General features: G+C 67.6%; 21 protein-coding genes. 12 read left to right on the top strand and 9 right to left on the bottom strand.

Going from position 1 to position 15,156, the window contains the following annotated elements; translation table 11 throughout:
* The coding region (locus VNF71_08520; GenBank protein ID HVA74595.1) for a TauD/TfdA family dioxygenase at positions 1-211 on the top strand (211 nt) is incomplete at its 5' end.
* A gap of 135 nt (positions 212-346) precedes the next feature.
* Positions 347-814 carry a GNAT family N-acetyltransferase gene (locus VNF71_08515; protein ID HVA74594.1) on the top strand — a complete coding sequence of 156 codons (468 nt, stop codon included), beginning with the start codon at positions 347-349 and terminating at the stop codon, positions 812-814.
* Positions 815-1,027: 213 nt separating this feature from the next.
* Here VNF71_08515 and VNF71_08510 read toward each other — a convergent pair whose 3' ends face one another.
* A complete protein-coding gene (locus VNF71_08510) occupies positions 1,028-1,588 on the bottom strand; it encodes a dihydrofolate reductase family protein (protein HVA74593.1) in 561 nt (186 codons plus the stop codon).
* A 268-nt stretch (positions 1,589-1,856) separates the two neighbouring features.
* Here VNF71_08510 and VNF71_08505 point away from each other — a divergent pair, with 268 nt between their 5' ends.
* Entirely contained in the window at positions 1,857-1,982 is a 126-nt protein-coding gene (locus VNF71_08505) for a hypothetical protein (GenBank protein HVA74592.1), read from the top strand.
* 48 nt (positions 1,983-2,030) lie between these two features.
* Here the strand turns inward: VNF71_08505 and VNF71_08500 are convergent, their stop codons facing one another.
* The 3 genes from VNF71_08500 to VNF71_08490 all read right to left on the bottom strand — a co-directional run bounded on the left by VNF71_08500 (position 2,031) and on the right by VNF71_08490 (position 4,078).
* Positions 2,031-2,543, bottom strand: a complete 513-nt coding sequence (locus VNF71_08500) for a nitroreductase/quinone reductase family protein (protein HVA74591.1) — start codon at positions 2,541-2,543, stop codon at positions 2,031-2,033.
* Positions 2,544-2,951: 408 nt separating this feature from the next.
* A complete protein-coding gene (gene arr, locus VNF71_08495) occupies positions 2,952-3,359 on the bottom strand; it encodes an NAD(+)--rifampin ADP-ribosyltransferase (GenBank protein HVA74590.1) in 408 nt (135 codons plus the stop codon).
* A 137-nt stretch (positions 3,360-3,496) separates the two neighbouring features.
* Positions 3,497-4,078 (bottom strand): YdeI/OmpD-associated family protein, encoded by a 582-nt coding sequence (locus VNF71_08490; protein ID HVA74589.1) that lies wholly within the window; start codon positions 4,076-4,078, stop codon positions 3,497-3,499.
* 594 nt (positions 4,079-4,672) lie between these two features.
* On the opposite strand from VNF71_08490, the gene VNF71_08485 reads away from it, so the two are divergent.
* The 6 genes from VNF71_08485 to VNF71_08460 all read left to right on the top strand — a co-directional run bounded on the left by VNF71_08485 (position 4,673) and on the right by VNF71_08460 (position 10,798).
* Entirely contained in the window at positions 4,673-5,134 is a 462-nt protein-coding gene (locus tag VNF71_08485; protein HVA74588.1) for a hypothetical protein, read from the top strand.
* Positions 5,135-5,460: 326 nt separating this feature from the next.
* A complete protein-coding gene (locus VNF71_08480) occupies positions 5,461-5,676 on the top strand; it encodes a hypothetical protein (protein ID HVA74587.1) in 216 nt (71 codons plus the stop codon).
* 142 nt (positions 5,677-5,818) lie between these two features.
* Complete coding sequence (locus VNF71_08475; GenBank protein HVA74586.1) at positions 5,819-6,433, top strand: RNA polymerase sigma factor; 615 nt, start codon at positions 5,819-5,821, stop codon at positions 6,431-6,433.
* Positions 6,434-6,435: 2 nt separating this feature from the next.
* The gene (locus VNF71_08470; protein HVA74585.1) at positions 6,436-7,296 is read left to right on the top strand and encodes a hypothetical protein; all 861 of its coding nucleotides are present in this window, start codon (positions 6,436-6,438) and stop codon (positions 7,294-7,296) included.
* Positions 7,297-7,629: 333 nt separating this feature from the next.
* The gene (locus tag VNF71_08465; protein HVA74584.1) at positions 7,630-9,120 is read left to right on the top strand and encodes a lipase family protein; all 1,491 of its coding nucleotides are present in this window, start codon (positions 7,630-7,632) and stop codon (positions 9,118-9,120) included.
* Positions 9,121-9,694: 574 nt separating this feature from the next.
* A complete protein-coding gene (locus VNF71_08460) occupies positions 9,695-10,798 on the top strand; it encodes an IS630 family transposase (GenBank protein HVA74583.1) in 1,104 nt (367 codons plus the stop codon).
* A 166-nt stretch (positions 10,799-10,964) separates the two neighbouring features.
* On the opposite strand, the gene VNF71_08455 is transcribed toward VNF71_08460, so the two are convergent.
* Positions 10,965-11,405, bottom strand: coding sequence for a helix-turn-helix transcriptional regulator (locus VNF71_08455; GenBank protein ID HVA74582.1), 441 nt, complete (start codon positions 11,403-11,405; stop codon positions 10,965-10,967).
* Complete coding sequence (locus VNF71_08450) at positions 11,402-11,845, bottom strand: hypothetical protein (GenBank protein HVA74581.1); 444 nt, start codon at positions 11,843-11,845, stop codon at positions 11,402-11,404. The genes VNF71_08455 and VNF71_08450 overlap by 4 nt, the downstream gene beginning before the upstream one ends.
* Positions 11,846-12,066: 221 nt before the next feature.
* Here VNF71_08450 and VNF71_08445 point away from each other — a divergent pair, with 221 nt between their 5' ends.
* A complete protein-coding gene (locus VNF71_08445; protein ID HVA74580.1) occupies positions 12,067-12,444 on the top strand; it encodes a type II toxin-antitoxin system PemK/MazF family toxin in 378 nt (125 codons plus the stop codon).
* 241 nt (positions 12,445-12,685) lie between these two features.
* On the opposite strand, the gene VNF71_08440 is transcribed toward VNF71_08445, so the two are convergent.
* Positions 12,686-13,267: a hypothetical protein gene (locus tag VNF71_08440; protein HVA74579.1), complete on the bottom strand. Its 582-nt coding sequence runs from the start codon at positions 13,265-13,267 to the stop codon at positions 12,686-12,688.
* A 137-nt stretch (positions 13,268-13,404) separates the two neighbouring features.
* Between VNF71_08440 and VNF71_08435 the strand changes: the two genes are divergently transcribed.
* Both VNF71_08435 and VNF71_08430 read left to right on the top strand, forming a co-directional pair.
* Positions 13,405-13,632, top strand: a complete 228-nt coding sequence (locus tag VNF71_08435; GenBank protein HVA74578.1) for an AbrB/MazE/SpoVT family DNA-binding domain-containing protein — start codon at positions 13,405-13,407, stop codon at positions 13,630-13,632.
* On the top strand, positions 13,625-14,044 hold the full coding sequence (locus VNF71_08430) for a PIN domain-containing protein (GenBank protein HVA74577.1): 420 nt from the start codon (positions 13,625-13,627) through the stop codon (positions 14,042-14,044). Before VNF71_08435 ends, VNF71_08430 begins: the two co-directional genes overlap by 8 nt.
* Before the next feature lie 308 nt (positions 14,045-14,352).
* On the opposite strand, the gene VNF71_08425 is transcribed toward VNF71_08430, so the two are convergent.
* Positions 14,353-14,712: a type II toxin-antitoxin system VapC family toxin gene (locus VNF71_08425; GenBank protein ID HVA74576.1), complete on the bottom strand. Its 360-nt coding sequence runs from the start codon at positions 14,710-14,712 to the stop codon at positions 14,353-14,355.
* A gap of 55 nt (positions 14,713-14,767) precedes the next feature.
* A complete protein-coding gene (locus VNF71_08420) occupies positions 14,768-15,007 on the bottom strand; it encodes a type II toxin-antitoxin system prevent-host-death family antitoxin (protein ID HVA74575.1) in 240 nt (79 codons plus the stop codon).
* Positions 15,008-15,156: the final 149 nt, after the last annotated feature.

Below are 15,156 nucleotides of genomic sequence, written 5' to 3'. Positions count from 1 at the left end.
CGAGGGGATGCGACCGGACGAGTCGATGGCACTGCTGGGGTTCCTCTTCGACCATGCGGTGCGGGAGCCGTTCACGTGCCGCTTCCGGTGGTCACCGGGGTCGGTGGCGATGTGGGACAACCGGAGCGTCCAGCACTACGCACTCTTCGACTACCGGGGACACCGCCGCCATATGCGCCGCATCACCGTCAAGGGTGACCGGCCCCGCTGACCTCTCGAGGGAGTTCACCCCGGTCGGCGGCGATGGCCGGACCTCCCGACGGGTCGTCCGCAGTTCCCGAATGCGCACCCACCCGGCGCGCGGAGGCCCTGCACACGGCGATTGAGCTCCACCAGATTGGAAGCCGTGAATCTGCGACTCGCCACTTCCGCCGACCTGCAGGCGCTCTGTGGACTGCGGATCGAGTTCTTGGCCGAGAGCCGAGGCATCCGGCCCGATGGGTTCCCCGGTCGGCTGTCCGACGACACCCGGCAGTTCTTCGAGCGAACGCTGTCTTCCGGACGCACCCTCACCTGGCTGGCCGAGGATGCGGGACACCAGATCGGTCTCGCTTCCATAGTCGTGCACAATGTCCCGCCACTGCCGGAAGATCGTCGGTCCCGCGAGGGCTACATCATCAACATGTACGTTCGACCGGGCTTCCGTGGCAGGGGCATCGGCCGGCGTCTCCTGGATGCGTGTCTGGGGATGGCGGTTGATCAGGGCATTTGCCGCTTCTACCTCTACGCGACGCCATCAGGACGCCCGATGTACGAACAGGCCGGGTTCACCAACCACAAGGATTGGATGGTCGTGCAGGTCCCTCGGGACTGAGCAAGTGATGCCTGCTGGTCACCAAGACGGAGGAAATCCCCGGGTGTCCCGCCGACCCGGCGAATGTTGCGGGGCGACCCGGGGCGACCCTCCCGACACCTCCGCCGGTGCAGCCACCTCCTCCGCTTCGAGCATCGTCCGATCGTCTCTTCAGGCGCTCCCCCGGATCGGATCGACGAAGCGGCGACGACCGGTGCACCTCCGACGGGAGGGTCAGCTCAGGATGCGATAGCGCAGGTTCACGACACCGTTGCCGAATCGGTGCTCCTCGATCAGATCCAACTGGACCCGGCCGCCGCCGGAGAACGCCGGCTTTCCCTCACCGACGACTACCGGATACACGAGGAGCTGGCACTCGTCGATCAACCCGGCGTCGAACGCGTGCGCCGCGAGAGTCGAACCCCCGATGGTCACATCGCTCGCGGCGGACGCCTTCAGCCTCCGGACAGGATCGGGGTCGAAGCGGCGCTCGATCCGCAACCTGGTGGTCGAGACTGCGTGCAGCGTCGTGGAGTAGACGATCTTGTCGGCCGCTTGCCAGACACGGGCGAAGTCGGCCCTGGGCTCCGACTGGGCAGCCATGGTGGGGTCGACCTCCCACAGGGCCATCGACTCGTACATGCGCCGTCCATAGAGGCAGGTGCCGACGGGGCGCACCAGGTCCGTGATGAAGGAGAAGACCTCGTCGGAAGGCTCGGTCCAGTCGAACCTGCCGTCCACGTCCTCGACGTAGCCGTCGAGGGACACGTTCGCCACGTAGACCAGCTTGGCCATGCCACTCCCCAGCCGCCCGTGAGTCGGTTTCCGGGAGCAACGGTAAGAGAGTTGACGAGCCCACGAGGGGTGCGGTCGGCACCGGTCGGCCGGCGGTCGTGACCTACGACAAGGGGTACACCTGATCATCGCGCTCTCTGCGTTTCCGTCCTCGTCCTCGGCGTCCTCCGTCTTCACGTGACGAGTCGCGGGCACGTTCCCGTCCGTCCAGGGCCTTCCGCGTCGAAGGGGCTAGCCTGGAACAGGTCCAAGAGCGAGGCGGCGCGGGATGCAGGCAGAGATCGTCCAGGAGAGCGGAGCGTGGATCGCCACCTTCGTTCCGATCGTGGTCCTGGTCGGATTCGGAGCGTTGATCGGTTCCCTGTGGTCCCGACGCCGGGATCGGGAGCGATAGTCCTCCACCCGGCGATCGAGCGCAGCTGTGGACTGCGGGCTCTCGGCGTCAGGCCGTGGGGCGCGCGCACAGCCGGAAGACGCGGATGGCCCGGTCCGTCCGATTTCGGTACTCGGCGTACACGGGGACGACGTCGATCATCTTCTCGAAACCCGTATGCGCCTCGTCCCCCGTGAGCAGCTCCGCGGTCACCGGTACGACCTCGCCCCCGATCGTCACGAGCGCGTCGGCATGGACCAGGAGGTTCTTGCTCCAGGCCGGGTGGTTCTCCTGGCCGAAGTTGCTCCCCGCCACGAGGATGTCGTCCCCGTCGCGGGCGAACAAGAGCGGCGTGGTGCGGGTCTGGCCCGTGACGGCGCCCGTCGTGGTCAGCAACATGATCGGCGCGCCGAGCGGTCCGAGGGCGGTGTAGCGACCACGGCTCCGCTCGATGACGAACCGATCGAGGGGGGTCAGGGTTCGGACCACCCATGAGCCCACGTGGGTACTCCCGAACCAGACGACAGGCCGGCGCAGTCTCGAGTCCTCCGAGCCCCAGCGCACGTCGGGGAAGGTCGACATGGGCCGATCCTAGCGATGGGCGAGCGCGCGGACGCTCGATCCACGAGGCACTCCGTGTCTGCCCGGGGACCCGGATCTGCCTTCTTCCGTGCGCCCGCGGCCGGAACGTGATTGCCCTCGTATCCGCGGAGGCTCCGACGTGTCCGGGGTTCGGTGGAGCCGACCGACCGGACTCGCGCCGCCGCCGTCGGTGTCCGTCGAGCTCCGAACTCGACCGGAGACATCATGCCAAGCGCCGCGTGCGGACGAAGACCGGGTCCCTTCCGGTTGGCGATCCTCCCTGGACGCAGGTCGAGAACCGAGCTGTGACGACGCAGGTCGCCTGAAGTCGGGCCCAGAGTTCCGCATCCGTGCAGCAGAGGGTCTCCGAGCCGACGACTGTACGGGGACGGTGCCGTACGGGGGTGGTCAGTCGTCGATCGCCTCGACGCCCAGCTGCCGGAGCCGCTCGACGTTGTCCCTCATCGCTTGGAGGACGTCCGGGGCGTGCCCCTCCCACTCGGAGAGCTCACCCGTGACGACGAGCGGGCTCCGAGAGCGGTAGGACTTCGTCGGGTTCCCCGGGAACTTCTTGTCCGTCAGATTCGGACCGTCCTCGATGGAGCCGGTGGGCTCGACGACGTAGATCCTGCCCGGGCCGTCGCCGATGGCCAGCTCGGCCCCCCAAACAGCGGCATCCAGCGTGGCGGTGAGGTAGACGTGGTTGGCCGTTCGGCGACTACCGAAGTTGGACGTGTATCCCGGCTCGATCAGGTCCCCGGGTCTCAGGTCGGCAGTCGTACCGTGGTAGTAGGGCTCCTGGCTCTCGATGCTCATCCGTCCAAGGTGGCACGGGAGGGGCCGTCGGCAAGCGTGCACGGGGGGCCGTCGGACGGCCCCGCCTGGGGGCGCGGCGGGTCACACTCCCGGCGATGTGGGAGATCCCGTCGGCAGTGAATCGTCCTCTCCGGTGATCATGGAGCCTGGGGGTGGATCGTCTCCCCTCGGGCCAACATCTCGACGAACTGGCCGATGCGCCTGGAGCGGGTTTCGGGCTTCTTGGCATTTCCGATCCTGTAGAGGATGGCGTACCGATTCGCACTCGTGAGCGTCTCGAACATCGCCTCGGCGCGAGGATTGGCACTCAGGGCAGTGGCGAGATCCTCCGGCATCTCGATGCTGGCCTGCCCGGCGTAGGCGGCCTCCCATCGACCGTCCTCTTTCGCCTGCCGCACCTCGCCTACGCCGGATCGATGCATTCGGCCGGTGGCGATCAGCCGTTCAGCGATGGCGACGTTCCGTTGGGACCACGGGCTGCGAGCCTTTCGAGGCGTGAAACGACGTCGGAACGTTGTGCTGTCACGACGACCCAACTGACCATCGATCCAGCCGAAGCAGATCGCCTCGTCGAGCGCCTCGTCGTACGAGACGGTTGTCGGATCGGCCGTTCCCTTCTTGGCCAGTACCAGCCAGACACCCGGTGAATCGGCGTGATGGGCGCTCAACCATCTTCGCCATTCGCCAGCGTCCCCGACCATCAGCTCTGGGAGATCCACGGAGTTCACCGTATCCTCCGTCTGCCGGAGCGTGACCCCCTCCCGGCAGCATTGGTAGGGGGCAATGCCCGGAGGGGGTGACCGGCCCACACCGGCGTGGCCAAACCTGATGAGGGCCGCTGAATGGATGGCGTGGAAGACTCAACCCGGCCGTCGCACAAGCGGAGATGTCGGCGATTGAGAACACCTGGAGGGCGGATGAAGGTCAGGGGTCTGCTGGCGATCATGGCGTTGGTCTTGGCGGTGCAGGTCCCATTGACCGGACCGGCCGATGCGACGACGCCCCGGACCAGCTCCACTTCACCGTTCGGCTATTGGCTCATCACGGGCTGGGGGACGAGCTATGCCTTCGACGCGCCCTATATGGGAGACCCGGCTGCATACGGGAGCGATCAGTGCGTGAACTCTGGTCCAGCTCCGAAGCCGAATTACTCATGCGTCGCCGTCTCGGCCGCCCCTGATGGTACGGGTTACTGGATTGCCAACGGGGCCGTCCAACATGGGGGGTGCCCTGGGGATCCCCAATGTTCAGGGTTCTACGGATCGGCCTCTCCCTTCGGTGTCGGCGTACCCACAGGGAGCGGTCCCGTCCAAGTGGACGACTCGGCGGCACCGATCGTCGGGGCTTCGGCAGCCCCGGTGGGTGTATGGATCGTCGCATCAGATGGGGGCGTGTTCGCGTTGCACGGTGCGTCGTTCCTCGGATCGATCGGTGGTCGGCAGCTCAACAAGCCAGTGGTCGGGATGGCAGCGACGCCCGACGGCAAGGGGTACTGGGAGGTGGCGTCCGATGGAGGGGTGTTCGCCTTCGGCGACGCCGCGTTCTACGGGTCCATGGGGAGCAAGATGCTCAACTCGCCAGTTGTCGGTTTGGCAGCGACGCCCGACGGCAAGGGGTACTGGGAGGTGGCGTCCGATGGAGGGGTGTTCGCCTTCGGTGACGCGCCATTCCTCGGCACCGCTGTTGGTCAGGCACTGGATGCCCCGATCGTGGGCATTGCGGCGCTGGTGCCGGGTTCGAGTCCCATCCCGAACCCGATCTGCCCCTGTACCTGAGTCGATCAGGATCGGATCGCTGGCCCAAAGCAACGGACTTGCATCTCGGCTCTGGATGTACCGTCCATGGACGTCGGTAGCGCCTGGATCGGCGGGATTCTGACCTGAGGGTCCAACAACGCGAAGACCCCCGCTTGTCGTTGTGCAGGCGTCGAAGCCAACACATCCGACAACCCGGAGGTACTCGCGTCCCACGCTGACGCCCCACTCACCCCCCAGGAGAAACTGATGGACGTCGTGCACTCTCAAGCGCGACGGGCCCGCCAGCGCCTGGTACGGAGGATTGAAAGGGGAGACAAGCGTGCCCGAGCGATCGGACACATGAAGTGCCGTCTGAACTGGGCGAACGCGGTAGCTCCGCCGCTGAGCTCGCCCCGCCCGAGGTGGTCGACGCCAACCCCGCCTGGCGTCAAGACGTCGGCACCACTGCCACCACTGACCCCGAAGCAACCATCGACGACTTGGAGTGTGTGACGCGGGGCAACGCCAGCGGTTCCGGTCGGTCAGTCCCCGTGGCGACGGAGTTGCTCACCGGGTCGTGACCGCCAAGGCGCGGTGGCGATCGGTGCTGCCGGCGGGCAGCGTCGTCGGTCGGCGGGTGGTGGTCTGTGCGCGGTCACCCCGCGGCCGCGTCACGCCTGCTCAGGGCACTGACTACCGTCTTGTGGAACTCCTGGGCGCCTGATGCGTAAGACAGGGGTGATGCTGGTGGCAACGGAGGACGACGCGGCACTGATGCGGGCGGCGCAGACCGATCCGCCGTCCTTCGGCGCGCTCTTCGATCGCCACTTCACAGCGGTCTACCGGTTCTGTGAGCGGCGAGTCGGGCGAACGATGGCCGAGGACCTCGCGGGCGAGACCTTCCGGCGGGCGTTCGAGGCCCGCCACTCCTACGACCTGAGCAGGCCGAGCGCTCTTCCTTGGTTGTACCGTATCGCCCTCAACCTCGTCCGCGACGCGCTCCGTGCGAGAGCGGCCGAGGACCGGGCCTACGCCCGGCTGCACGCCCTGGCGGGCATCGGGTCGCCGAGCGAGAGCGACCAAGCGGCGCGGCGCGCCGAGGCTCGCGCGGACCTCGCGGCGCTCGCCCGCCTGCTCCTGGCCGAACCGGAACAGGACGTGGAGGCCCTGTTCCTGCATGTCTGGGACGGGTTGAGCTACCTCGACGTCGCAGCTGCCCTTGGCGTCCCCGTCGGCACGGTCCGGTCCCGGTTGAGCCGGCTCCGCCACCGACTCGAAGAACGCTTGGGGACCCTGGGCAGCGGCTCGCCGTCGACGCGGCGCAAGGAACTGGAGTAGCGATGGATCGACTCGTTGAGCTCGTAGGCCAGCTCGAACCGGATACGGCGCCGCCGCCGCCAGACGCCCAGGCCCGCCAGCGTGCCGCGCTTTTCCAGTCGATGGAAGCGGCGGACCGAGCACGGCCGGGCCCGGCGCGCTGGCGCCCTCGGCGCGGCGGCTGGTTCCTGGCGATCGCCGGTGCGGCAGCCGCGGCGGTGATCGGGGTGGCGGTGGCGCCTGGCTGGCTGTCGGCTCCGCGCACGTCACCCCACCCACCGGGCGTGGCACCGGGCACGTCGGCGGTGCTCACGGCCGTCACGAGAGCGCTCGCCGGGACGAGCGGCGACATCGAAGAGGTCCGCTCGACGGTGTCGGTGGCCGGGCTCGCCTCCACGGCCTGGGTGGACATCGCCACAGGGGCGTGCCGCACGGACACGGCGGTGGGCGGAAAGCCCACCTTGACGGTCTTCGTCGAGGACGGTCAGGCGGTCATCGTCGACTACGGCCACAGGCAGTGGTGGTCCCGAGACAGCGAGGGCGTGACCTGTGCGCCGCTCACCCCGCAGACCATCGAGCAGGACGTGGCCGCGGGCCGCTACAGCCTCGCCGGTCACGGCGTCATCGACGGGCGGCGGGCGTTGCGGCTCGTGTCCACGACAGCGACCTCGGGGCTCCACCCCGTGACGAAGCTGACGACGCTGTGGGTGGACGCGACCACCTACCTGCCGATCCAGTCGACCTCGACCGGCCACGTCACCGAGAAGACGGTCTTCGCCTGGTTGCCCGTCACGACCAGCAACCGGGCGGTGCTCAAGATCGCTGTTCCTGCCGGGTTCCGACACAGCGGCACGCCGCCGCCCAGCAGACGGTCCGCTCCGTAGGGGGCCTGCTCGATGCCGGCGAGGAACCCGCCCACTCCCATGCCAGCTCAGCATCTGCCGGAGGCCGGCACGGTCGCGGTCAACGGCATGCCCTGTCGATCTCGTCCTTGGGTTCGACGCTGGCGCTTCCCAATGGTTCGAGGACGGCGGGCCGCCTTGCTGACGAGGCTGCTCACCGCCCCGATCGTCTCGGCCCGTGGTGCGCTCGGGATGGGGCATCGCCAGCCCGAGGTGTTCCGGCCAGACACCGAACCCGAAGGCGCGACGCACGACGTCCCTCGACAGAGCGATCTCTGCCCGAGACGGCACCCTCGGTCTCCCCGGGCCGGGCTGATGACGGCCGGAGCTCTCGCGCTGAGCATGGCGGTCGCGGCCTGCGGCGGCCCATCGACGCCCAGCACGGCCACAGGCTCGACCGCCGCCTCCACCACCCCCGCGACTCACGGCGCCAGCCAAGCGACGGGACTGGCCGCGTACACCAACTGCATACGCACCCACGGCGTGCCGAACTTCTCCCCCCATCCCACCACCAGCGCCGGGGACCCCAAGAAGGACCGCCAGCAGGAGCAGCAGAGCCTCCAACAGCTGAAGGTCAGCAAATCTCGGCTCCTGGCAGCCGAGAAGGCCTGTGAGCAGCTGCTCCCCGCCGGGCCCTTGCCGAGCGTCCTGGCGGCGCCCACGGCCGACCCCTTCTACCGCTGGAGCGGACCGCTCACCCAGACGCCCGGGACGATCTTGCGGACGCGGACGATCTCGTTCGCCGCAGCCGGAGCGACCACGCCGGTGCGGGCGGCCCAGCTGCTCTACGTCACCACCGACGAGCTCGGTCGCCGGACGGTCTCGGTCGCCACCGTGCTCCGGCCCCTGGACAAGGCGGTGGCGCCAGCCACCGGTCTGGTCTCCTACCAGGCCGCCTACGACGCCCTCGGCGCCCGGTGCGACCCCAGCTACACCCTCCGGGTCGGCACGTCGACCACGCCGATCATGCCCTACCTCGCCGCTGGCGACACCGTGGTCACCGCCGACTACGAGGGAGAGGATGTCGCCGAAGGGGCCGGCCAGCAGTACGGGTACGAGACCCTCGATGCCATCCGGGCGGCCGAGAAGTGGCTCGGAGTGCCAGAGGCCTCCACGCCGGTCGGGATGGTCGGCTACTCGGGCGGCTCCATCGCCACGGAGTTCGCCTCCGAGCTGGCGCAGGGCTACGCCCCCCATCTCGACATCGGCGGTGTGGCCGAAGGCGGCCTTCCGGTCGACCCGCTTCACAACCTCGCCTACGTCGACCATCCCGGTTCGGCGTGGACGTGGGTCATCCCGGTCCACCTCGAAGGCGCTGCCCGGGCCTTTCACCTCCGCGACCTCAACCAGTACCTCACCCAAGCGGGCATCGCCGCCATCGGGGCCAACCAGACCCGGTGCGTCGGTCACTTCACCGGCCTCACGACTGCGCAGTTGTTCAAGCCGCAGTACCAGGACATCGAAAAGGTGGCCGTCTTCGCCCGGATCTTCGACCACCTCATCATGAGCCGGACCGGTACCCCGCGTGCCCCGCTGTTCATCGGGAACGGGCTCTCGGACTCGATCGGTGACGGCGTGATGGTCACCAAGGACGTCCAGGATCTCGCGTACACCTACTGTCAACGGGGGGTCCCCGTCGAACTCCACATCTACAACGGACTCGACCACCAGCAGGCCGGCCTGCCCTTCCTCGACCAGGCGCAGGTCTTCCTCACCCAACGCTTCGCGCACCTGCCCGTCCAGAACGGATGTGCTGACATCGGCCCTGGTAACTCCATCGCCCCCGTGCCGGTACCGGCGGCGTGACCTGCAAAGCCAGTGACGGTGGTCACGCTCGCCGGTGCCCCGCGTCGCACCACGACCGTCGTGTGCAAGAGGGCCGACTCGGTCCAGGAGACCAGGGGGGCTGTCCGCCCGCCAAAGAACGCAACGGCCCATGAGCGCGATCACGAGGGCCAAGCCGCCGGCCAGGGCAATCCTCTTCGTGCGTGTACGTTGCTCGGCCGTGGGGGTGAACGCCTGGGTCCCCGGCCGTTCCCGAAACACCCTCCCGGTGAGGATTCCCGTCTACCTCCCATCGGTCGTTGTGAACGCAGGCGACTCCGAAGATCAGCGCGCGGTGTCGATCCGGCCGGTCCGTGGTCGTTCGGCATGCGCCACCCTCAACTACAGGCGACGGCGAGGACGGCGACCAGCATCGAGCGGCGACGGGCGCCGGGTCGCCGGTCAACAGCACGATCAGCGTGTGAGGTGGCGATACTCGATCATGCCCCTGCCTAGTGTGCTGTCAGCTTGTTCCACTATGAATTCCTGAGACTCGGGAATTTACGTAGCCGGGGCGCGTTCTGTCAGGTAGAAACCCTGACAGAAGGAGCAGTCCATGGCGCGTCGTGGTCGACCCACCGTCGAGATCAAGCTGAGCGGCAACGAGCGCAAGACCCTGGAGCGCTGGGCCCGTCGACATTCGTCGGCTCAGTCCCTGGCCCTGCGATGCCGGATCGTGATGGCCTGTGCCGAAGGCCGGACCAACGAGGACATCGCCGCAGAGTTGAGGATCCACCCGGTCACCGTGTCCAAGTGGCGCAAGCGGTTCGCCGCTGATCGACTGGATGGGCTCATGGATGCGCCTCGCCCCGGTGCAGCCCGCACCATCAGCGACGATACAGTCGAGGCGGTAGTGATCGACACCCTCGAGTCGGCACCGCCCGACGCCACCCACTGGTCGACCCGTGGACTGGCGGCCAAGCACGGGATCAGCCATCAGACCGTGTCGGAGATCTGGCGGGCGTTCGGTCTGAAGCCGTGGCGGGAAGATTCCTTCAAGGTGTCCCCCGATCCCGACCTGGTGGAGAAGATCCGCGACATCGTCGCCCTCTACATGAACCCACCGGTTGCCGCCGTTGTGTTCGCGGTGGACGAGAAGCCTCAGATCCAGGCCCTCAACCGGACCGCACCGACGTTTCCCATGCTGCCCACCACCCCGGCCCGGGCAACGCATGACAACGAGCGCAACGGAACCTGTGATCTCTTCGCCGCTCTCGACATCGCCTCGGGGACGGTGATCACCGACGTCCGTTCCAGCCACACCTCCGATGACTTCATCGTCTTCTTGAACAAGGTCAACCGCAATGTGCCGCCTGAACTCGACGTCCACGTCGTGCTGGACAATCTGTCAGCCCACAAGACCCCCAAGGTCCACCGCTGGCTGCTCCGCCATCGACGGTTCTACTTCCATTTTACCCCGACCTACGGATCATGGATGAACCTGGTGGAGCGATGGTTCTCTGCCCTCACCACCAAGAAGCTCAAGCGCTCGGCCCATTGCAGCGTCAAAGAGCTCGCCGCTGACATCAAGTCGTGGGCTGAAGCATGGAACGAGAACCCGCAGCCATTCGTCTGGCACAAGACCGCCGAGCAGATCCTCGATCGCCTCGCCGGCTACTGCGGTGCCATCAATACCGGAAACATTAGTGCTTCAAGCTGACAGCAGACTAGGCTGACGCGTTGGAGGAGCTCACCGGGCGCCCCTCCGACACCATTCAACGGGACCGGAGATCCACTCGGTCGTTCTGCGTGATCTCTGTCAGCGTCCGTGGCGCACATCACCAATAGTCGGCAGGAGGAATCGACTTCGTCCAATGTCAGGGTGATCACGCCGCGTCGGTGCTCAACGTGATGGTCTCTCGAATCTCCGTTCCGAGCGCATCTGCGACGTCGCACAGTCGGGCCAGGCTGGCCGACGTGTACTCGGTTACCTCGTACCGCTGGATCTGCTGTTCGGCGACACCGAGCGCATCTGCCAGTTGACGTTGGGTCCATCCCTTGGCAATGCGTGCCTTCACGAGAGCACCGGCCAGTGCCGCCAGCGACGCGGCCTCGAAAGTGGTTTGCGTGCCGGATTGGAGGAGCTCGTACTCGTCGATCTCGGCTTCGAGGTCGGCAGCCTGGGAACGCAGCGCTCCAAGCTCCAACGCACGACGCTTGCGGTCGCCCGGAGTCCTGACCGGTTCCTTCTCGAGGTTGGCGATCGCCTCCTCGAACTTCGCCAGATGGGCCTTGGTGGCCCGGAACTGCACTTCGTTGGTGATCATTGTTCGATCCTCCTCGGGTCGATCACGACGATGCCCTTCAATCCTGTGTCCCGCTCGTTCTGGAAGAACTCGGCAAAGACCAGTCCGCTTGCCCGCTCCACGACATTCGGAAGAAGCTCCCCTCCGAACCGCTCTTTCTGCGCCCTCCGGCCGTCCGCGAAGTCGAAGAAGATCGGGTCGAGTCGGTCGAGGTCGGCATCGGTCGGGTCCCAAACGACGTCGAAGTCTCCCGGCTCTTCCTTGGCCGTGACAAAGCTTCCGTTGATCCAGACCCGCGTACATCCGGCATCGGCCAGCAAGGCCAGCGCTTCAGCCAGGCCGTCGAGTAGCTGGCGTCTGCGCCGGTTCCAGCCGAACCGATCGACGACTTCCTCCCACGTGCCAATGTGCTCGCCTGGTGGCAGACGGCCGGTGATCGGCTCGAAGGGAGGCAGGGACACTCCACAACATTATCATTGTGTAGAGCAGTAGTGCACGTGGTGCACGTGCTCGGACGCCGGCTTCTTCCTGCCGATCGCTGAAGGCCGTGGCCTCGAGGCTCGTCGGTCTACGCTGTGGGTACAGCACAAACAGGAGGTTCGACCTTGTACACGATCAAGTGGACAGGGCTGGAACCCAAGGAAGACAGTTGGAGTCCCCCCTCCGAGACTTGGCGGCGGCCATGAGCACGACCCCATTGCCGCGCCGTCCGCCAGCCTTCGGCCCGGAACCGTGGGAGGAGATCGGGGGACCGAGCTGGAGCCACTGGGACCGGTGGTTCTGCGCGGTGGCCGTCGCCGACCAGAGCGGCAGCCTCGACCCGCTGGAGCAGCGAATGGTCGGCGAGCTGCAGGTCGCTCCCTGCACGACGAGACGGCGAGAGCTCCCCTCGCACGTCGAGCTCGATCCGAAGGAGTGCGGGCTCGACGAGGTCAGCTACGCGAAGTGCGAGGACATGAAGTCGGTGTCGGAGCGTCGACTGGTCGCTCGTCTTGGTGCAGCGAACGACGAAGCGCTCTTCGCCATCACCCGGGCACTCGGGTTCCTGCTGGACTTTTGAGCTTCCCGGCCTGCACGATCGTCGTCAATGCTGACCGTCCGTGGTCGCATTCCCGCCCAGCCCGCCCGACGGTGCCGAGTCCCCGGCGTCGCGGATCTCCTGCACGATCGGCGCCGCCTGAGTTACCCAGCCGGCGCTCTCCCGGCGCCCGAGGAACCGTCTGGTCCGTGGGCCGCGGTCGATGTCGGTTCGAGCTGGTCCCGCTCGCCGCCCTCGGCACGGGTCATCGGCAACTTGGCGGTCAGGAGTCCATCGCCTGAAGAGCGTCGCTGAGCACGGCAAAGGCTCGGTCGAGACGCTGCTGGCGCCGGCGGTTGGGCTCGTGGTTGGCCTCCGCTGCCACGAACCCGATCAGCTCGTCGAGGTCCTCCTCGTCGGCCGTGAGGGCAACGCCGCCGTCCACTGCTCTCGCCCGGTACACCAGACGCTCGCACTCGGCGTCGAGCATGCGCAAGTCCCGCAAGGCCACGGCGACCTCGTCGGAGACGACAATGTCGCTCGCGGCGCCGTCGTGTCGCCCGGCCCTCGGCGTCCGCAGGTCGAAGTAGGTGCCCTCCCAGCCCCTGATCACACCCTCGTCCCCGCACGAGGTGCAGCGCCACTCGATCCGGGCCGGCACGTCAGGTCGGAAGACGGCGATGCGACCCGGACAGGGTCTCCGTCCCGGCCGCCGGCGACACGGCAGGGCGCTCGCCCAGGCGGCACCGGCCTCGGAGGCGGTGGCTGCCCGCACGATGCTCCCGAGCTGCTCGGCCATCTTGCGGGCGGGCCCGGGGGCGTCGTCCGGCATGTCGAGGAAGTGGCGAAGGTCGGAGACGAACATCCCCGAGGACTGTACCGAACGGCCTCTACCGCAGGGGGAAGTCGATCCGCGGCGCCTGGACTCTTCCTCGAACCCGCGGACGGTGTCGATCACTACGGAACTCCCTCAGTAGTACACTGACAACGGAGGTAATACCGATGATCACCACGGTCAATCCGAAGGGCCAGGTCACGATCCCCGAGCCGCTGCGCGACCGCTACGGGTTTCCCCCGGGCACGAAGGTCGTGTGGCTGGAGCGCGACGGCGACCTCATCCCCAAGCCTCTCCTGTCGGTCGAACAGCTGCGTGGGCGCTTCAAGGGGGGCGAGCTGACGGCCATGCTGCTGGCGGAGCGCGCCCGGGACCGCAAACACGAGGATGGCTGATCGCGTCGTCCTCGACGCCCACGCGGTCCTCGCCTTCCTGGGAGAGGATCCCGGTTGGGCTGACGTCGAGGAGATCCTGCGGACCGGCGAGCCGTGGATGACGCTCGTCAACCTCGGAGAGGTTGCCTACATCCTCGAACGCACCTCCGACGCCGGAGCCGCCGACGAGGTGTGGGCGAACCTCCGCGCGGAGATCCGGCCCGGCGGGGTGCCAATTCGTTGGATCGACATCGACGACACCCTCGTGCGCCGGGCGGCGGCCATCAAGGCGCGCGGAGGGCTCAGCTATGCCGACGCGTTCGCCGCCGGAGCCGCGTCGGTGCTCGATTGCCCGGTGCTCACGGGTGATCCGGAGTTCCGTGTCGCCGAGGAGCTCGGGGTGGCGGTCCGCTGGCTCGGGCGCCGGGTATAGCGCCCTTCGCCGGATTGCCCACCCCGCCAGCGCCAGCTCGGTCCGCAGGCCCAGCGTGGGCGTCGAGTACGGATCGGCCCTCCGACACCACTGATCTTCGACTTCTTGAGCCCCACCTCCTCGAGCAGGACGTTCAGCCTGGGGACGCCGGCGACGGTCACCTCCAAGTGGTCCGGCAGCACCGTGGCGCCTCTCGAGCAGCTCATCGATCAGGACCCGGTGGTCGCCCCCGCGGATGACCGAGTGGGGGAGAGGCAGCGAGGAGCCGCCGGGCGGCGACACCAACGACGGGGGAAGATCGGGCGGGTTCAGCTGTCAGGGAGGCCTACGGGTACGACCTCGAGGCCGTCGATCCCCTCGAAGTCGCCTGCGTTGCACGTATAGACGGGAAGCTGGTGAGCGAGGGCGGTGGCGGCGACGAGGGCCTCGAAAGACCGCGCCGTGGGTTTGCGGCCGGCGGTGCGGAGCGAAGACGCCACGCGGGCGAACGCGCGGGCGGCGTCGACGTCGAAAGGCAGAGGGTCGAAGTCGGCTTCGGCCTCTTGCAGATGGGCCTGGCGTCTGGCCCGCTCGTCGTCCGTCATCGCCAGGATCGGGCCGACCGACACCTCGGCCAAGGTGACCGTGGTGATGAGCGGCTCATGGGGCAGTGCTGCGGCATCGGTCACCCGATTGGCGAGACGAACGTAAACGTATCGAGGACGCCCCGGGGGTGGCGGTCGGTCACCACAGGCTGGTGTCGATCACGGCGTCGATATCGCGGCGCAGGGCGGCCGGGTCGACGACGGGAAGACGCCGGCAGCGGCCCAGCAGCTCATCGGCGGTGAGGCCGGCTTTCGGCACGGGCCGTAGCTCCGCCACCGGCCGGCCCGCCCGGGTGACCGTCACCGTCTCGCCGCGTTCGACCCGGTCCACGACGTCACCGCCGTGATTGCGCAGGTCGCGGATGCTGACCGGGGTCATAACGGAGTGTGTCACTTGTGAGACAAGCCGGGAGACGGCTCCGATCGAGCAGCGATCCGGCTCTCGTCATGGGGTCGAGGCGCGCAGGAGTGCCAACGACGGATCGCCTGGACCGATGTCGTAACTGCAGTTGGAAGGCGCCTGCTCCC

This window comes from Acidimicrobiales bacterium (assembly GCA_035533095.1).
Lineage (GTDB): Bacteria > Actinomycetota > Acidimicrobiia > Acidimicrobiales > Palsa-688 > DATLUM01.
This window is presented reverse-complemented; position numbering and strand designations above follow the sequence as displayed.

Coding starts and splice junctions, on each gene's coding strand:
- VNF71_08510 (HVA74593.1), bottom strand. CDS start 1,588: ATGGCCAAGCTGGTCTACGTGGCGAACGTGTCCCTCGACGGCTACGTC.
- VNF71_08505 (HVA74592.1), top strand. CDS start 1,857: ATGCAGGCAGAGATCGTCCAGGAGAGCGGAGCGTGGATCGCCACCTTC.
- VNF71_08500 (HVA74591.1), bottom strand. CDS start 2,543: ATGTCGACCTTCCCCGACGTGCGCTGGGGCTCGGAGGACTCGAGACTG.
- arr (HVA74590.1), bottom strand. CDS start 3,359: ATGAGCATCGAGAGCCAGGAGCCCTACTACCACGGTACGACTGCCGAC.
- VNF71_08475 (HVA74586.1), top strand. CDS start 5,819: ATGCGTAAGACAGGGGTGATGCTGGTGGCAACGGAGGACGACGCGGCA.
- VNF71_08470 (HVA74585.1), top strand. CDS start 6,436: ATGGATCGACTCGTTGAGCTCGTAGGCCAGCTCGAACCGGATACGGCG.
- VNF71_08465 (HVA74584.1), top strand. CDS start 7,630: ATGACGGCCGGAGCTCTCGCGCTGAGCATGGCGGTCGCGGCCTGCGGC.
- VNF71_08460 (HVA74583.1), top strand. CDS start 9,695: ATGGCGCGTCGTGGTCGACCCACCGTCGAGATCAAGCTGAGCGGCAAC.
- VNF71_08455 (HVA74582.1), bottom strand. CDS start 11,405: ATGATCACCAACGAAGTGCAGTTCCGGGCCACCAAGGCCCATCTGGCG.
- VNF71_08445 (HVA74580.1), top strand. CDS start 12,067: ATGAGCACGACCCCATTGCCGCGCCGTCCGCCAGCCTTCGGCCCGGAA.
- VNF71_08440 (HVA74579.1), bottom strand. CDS start 13,267: ATGTTCGTCTCCGACCTTCGCCACTTCCTCGACATGCCGGACGACGCC.
- VNF71_08435 (HVA74578.1), top strand. CDS start 13,405: ATGATCACCACGGTCAATCCGAAGGGCCAGGTCACGATCCCCGAGCCG.
- VNF71_08430 (HVA74577.1), top strand. CDS start 13,625: ATGGCTGATCGCGTCGTCCTCGACGCCCACGCGGTCCTCGCCTTCCTG.
- VNF71_08420 (HVA74575.1), bottom strand. CDS start 15,007: ATGACCCCGGTCAGCATCCGCGACCTGCGCAATCACGGCGGTGACGTC.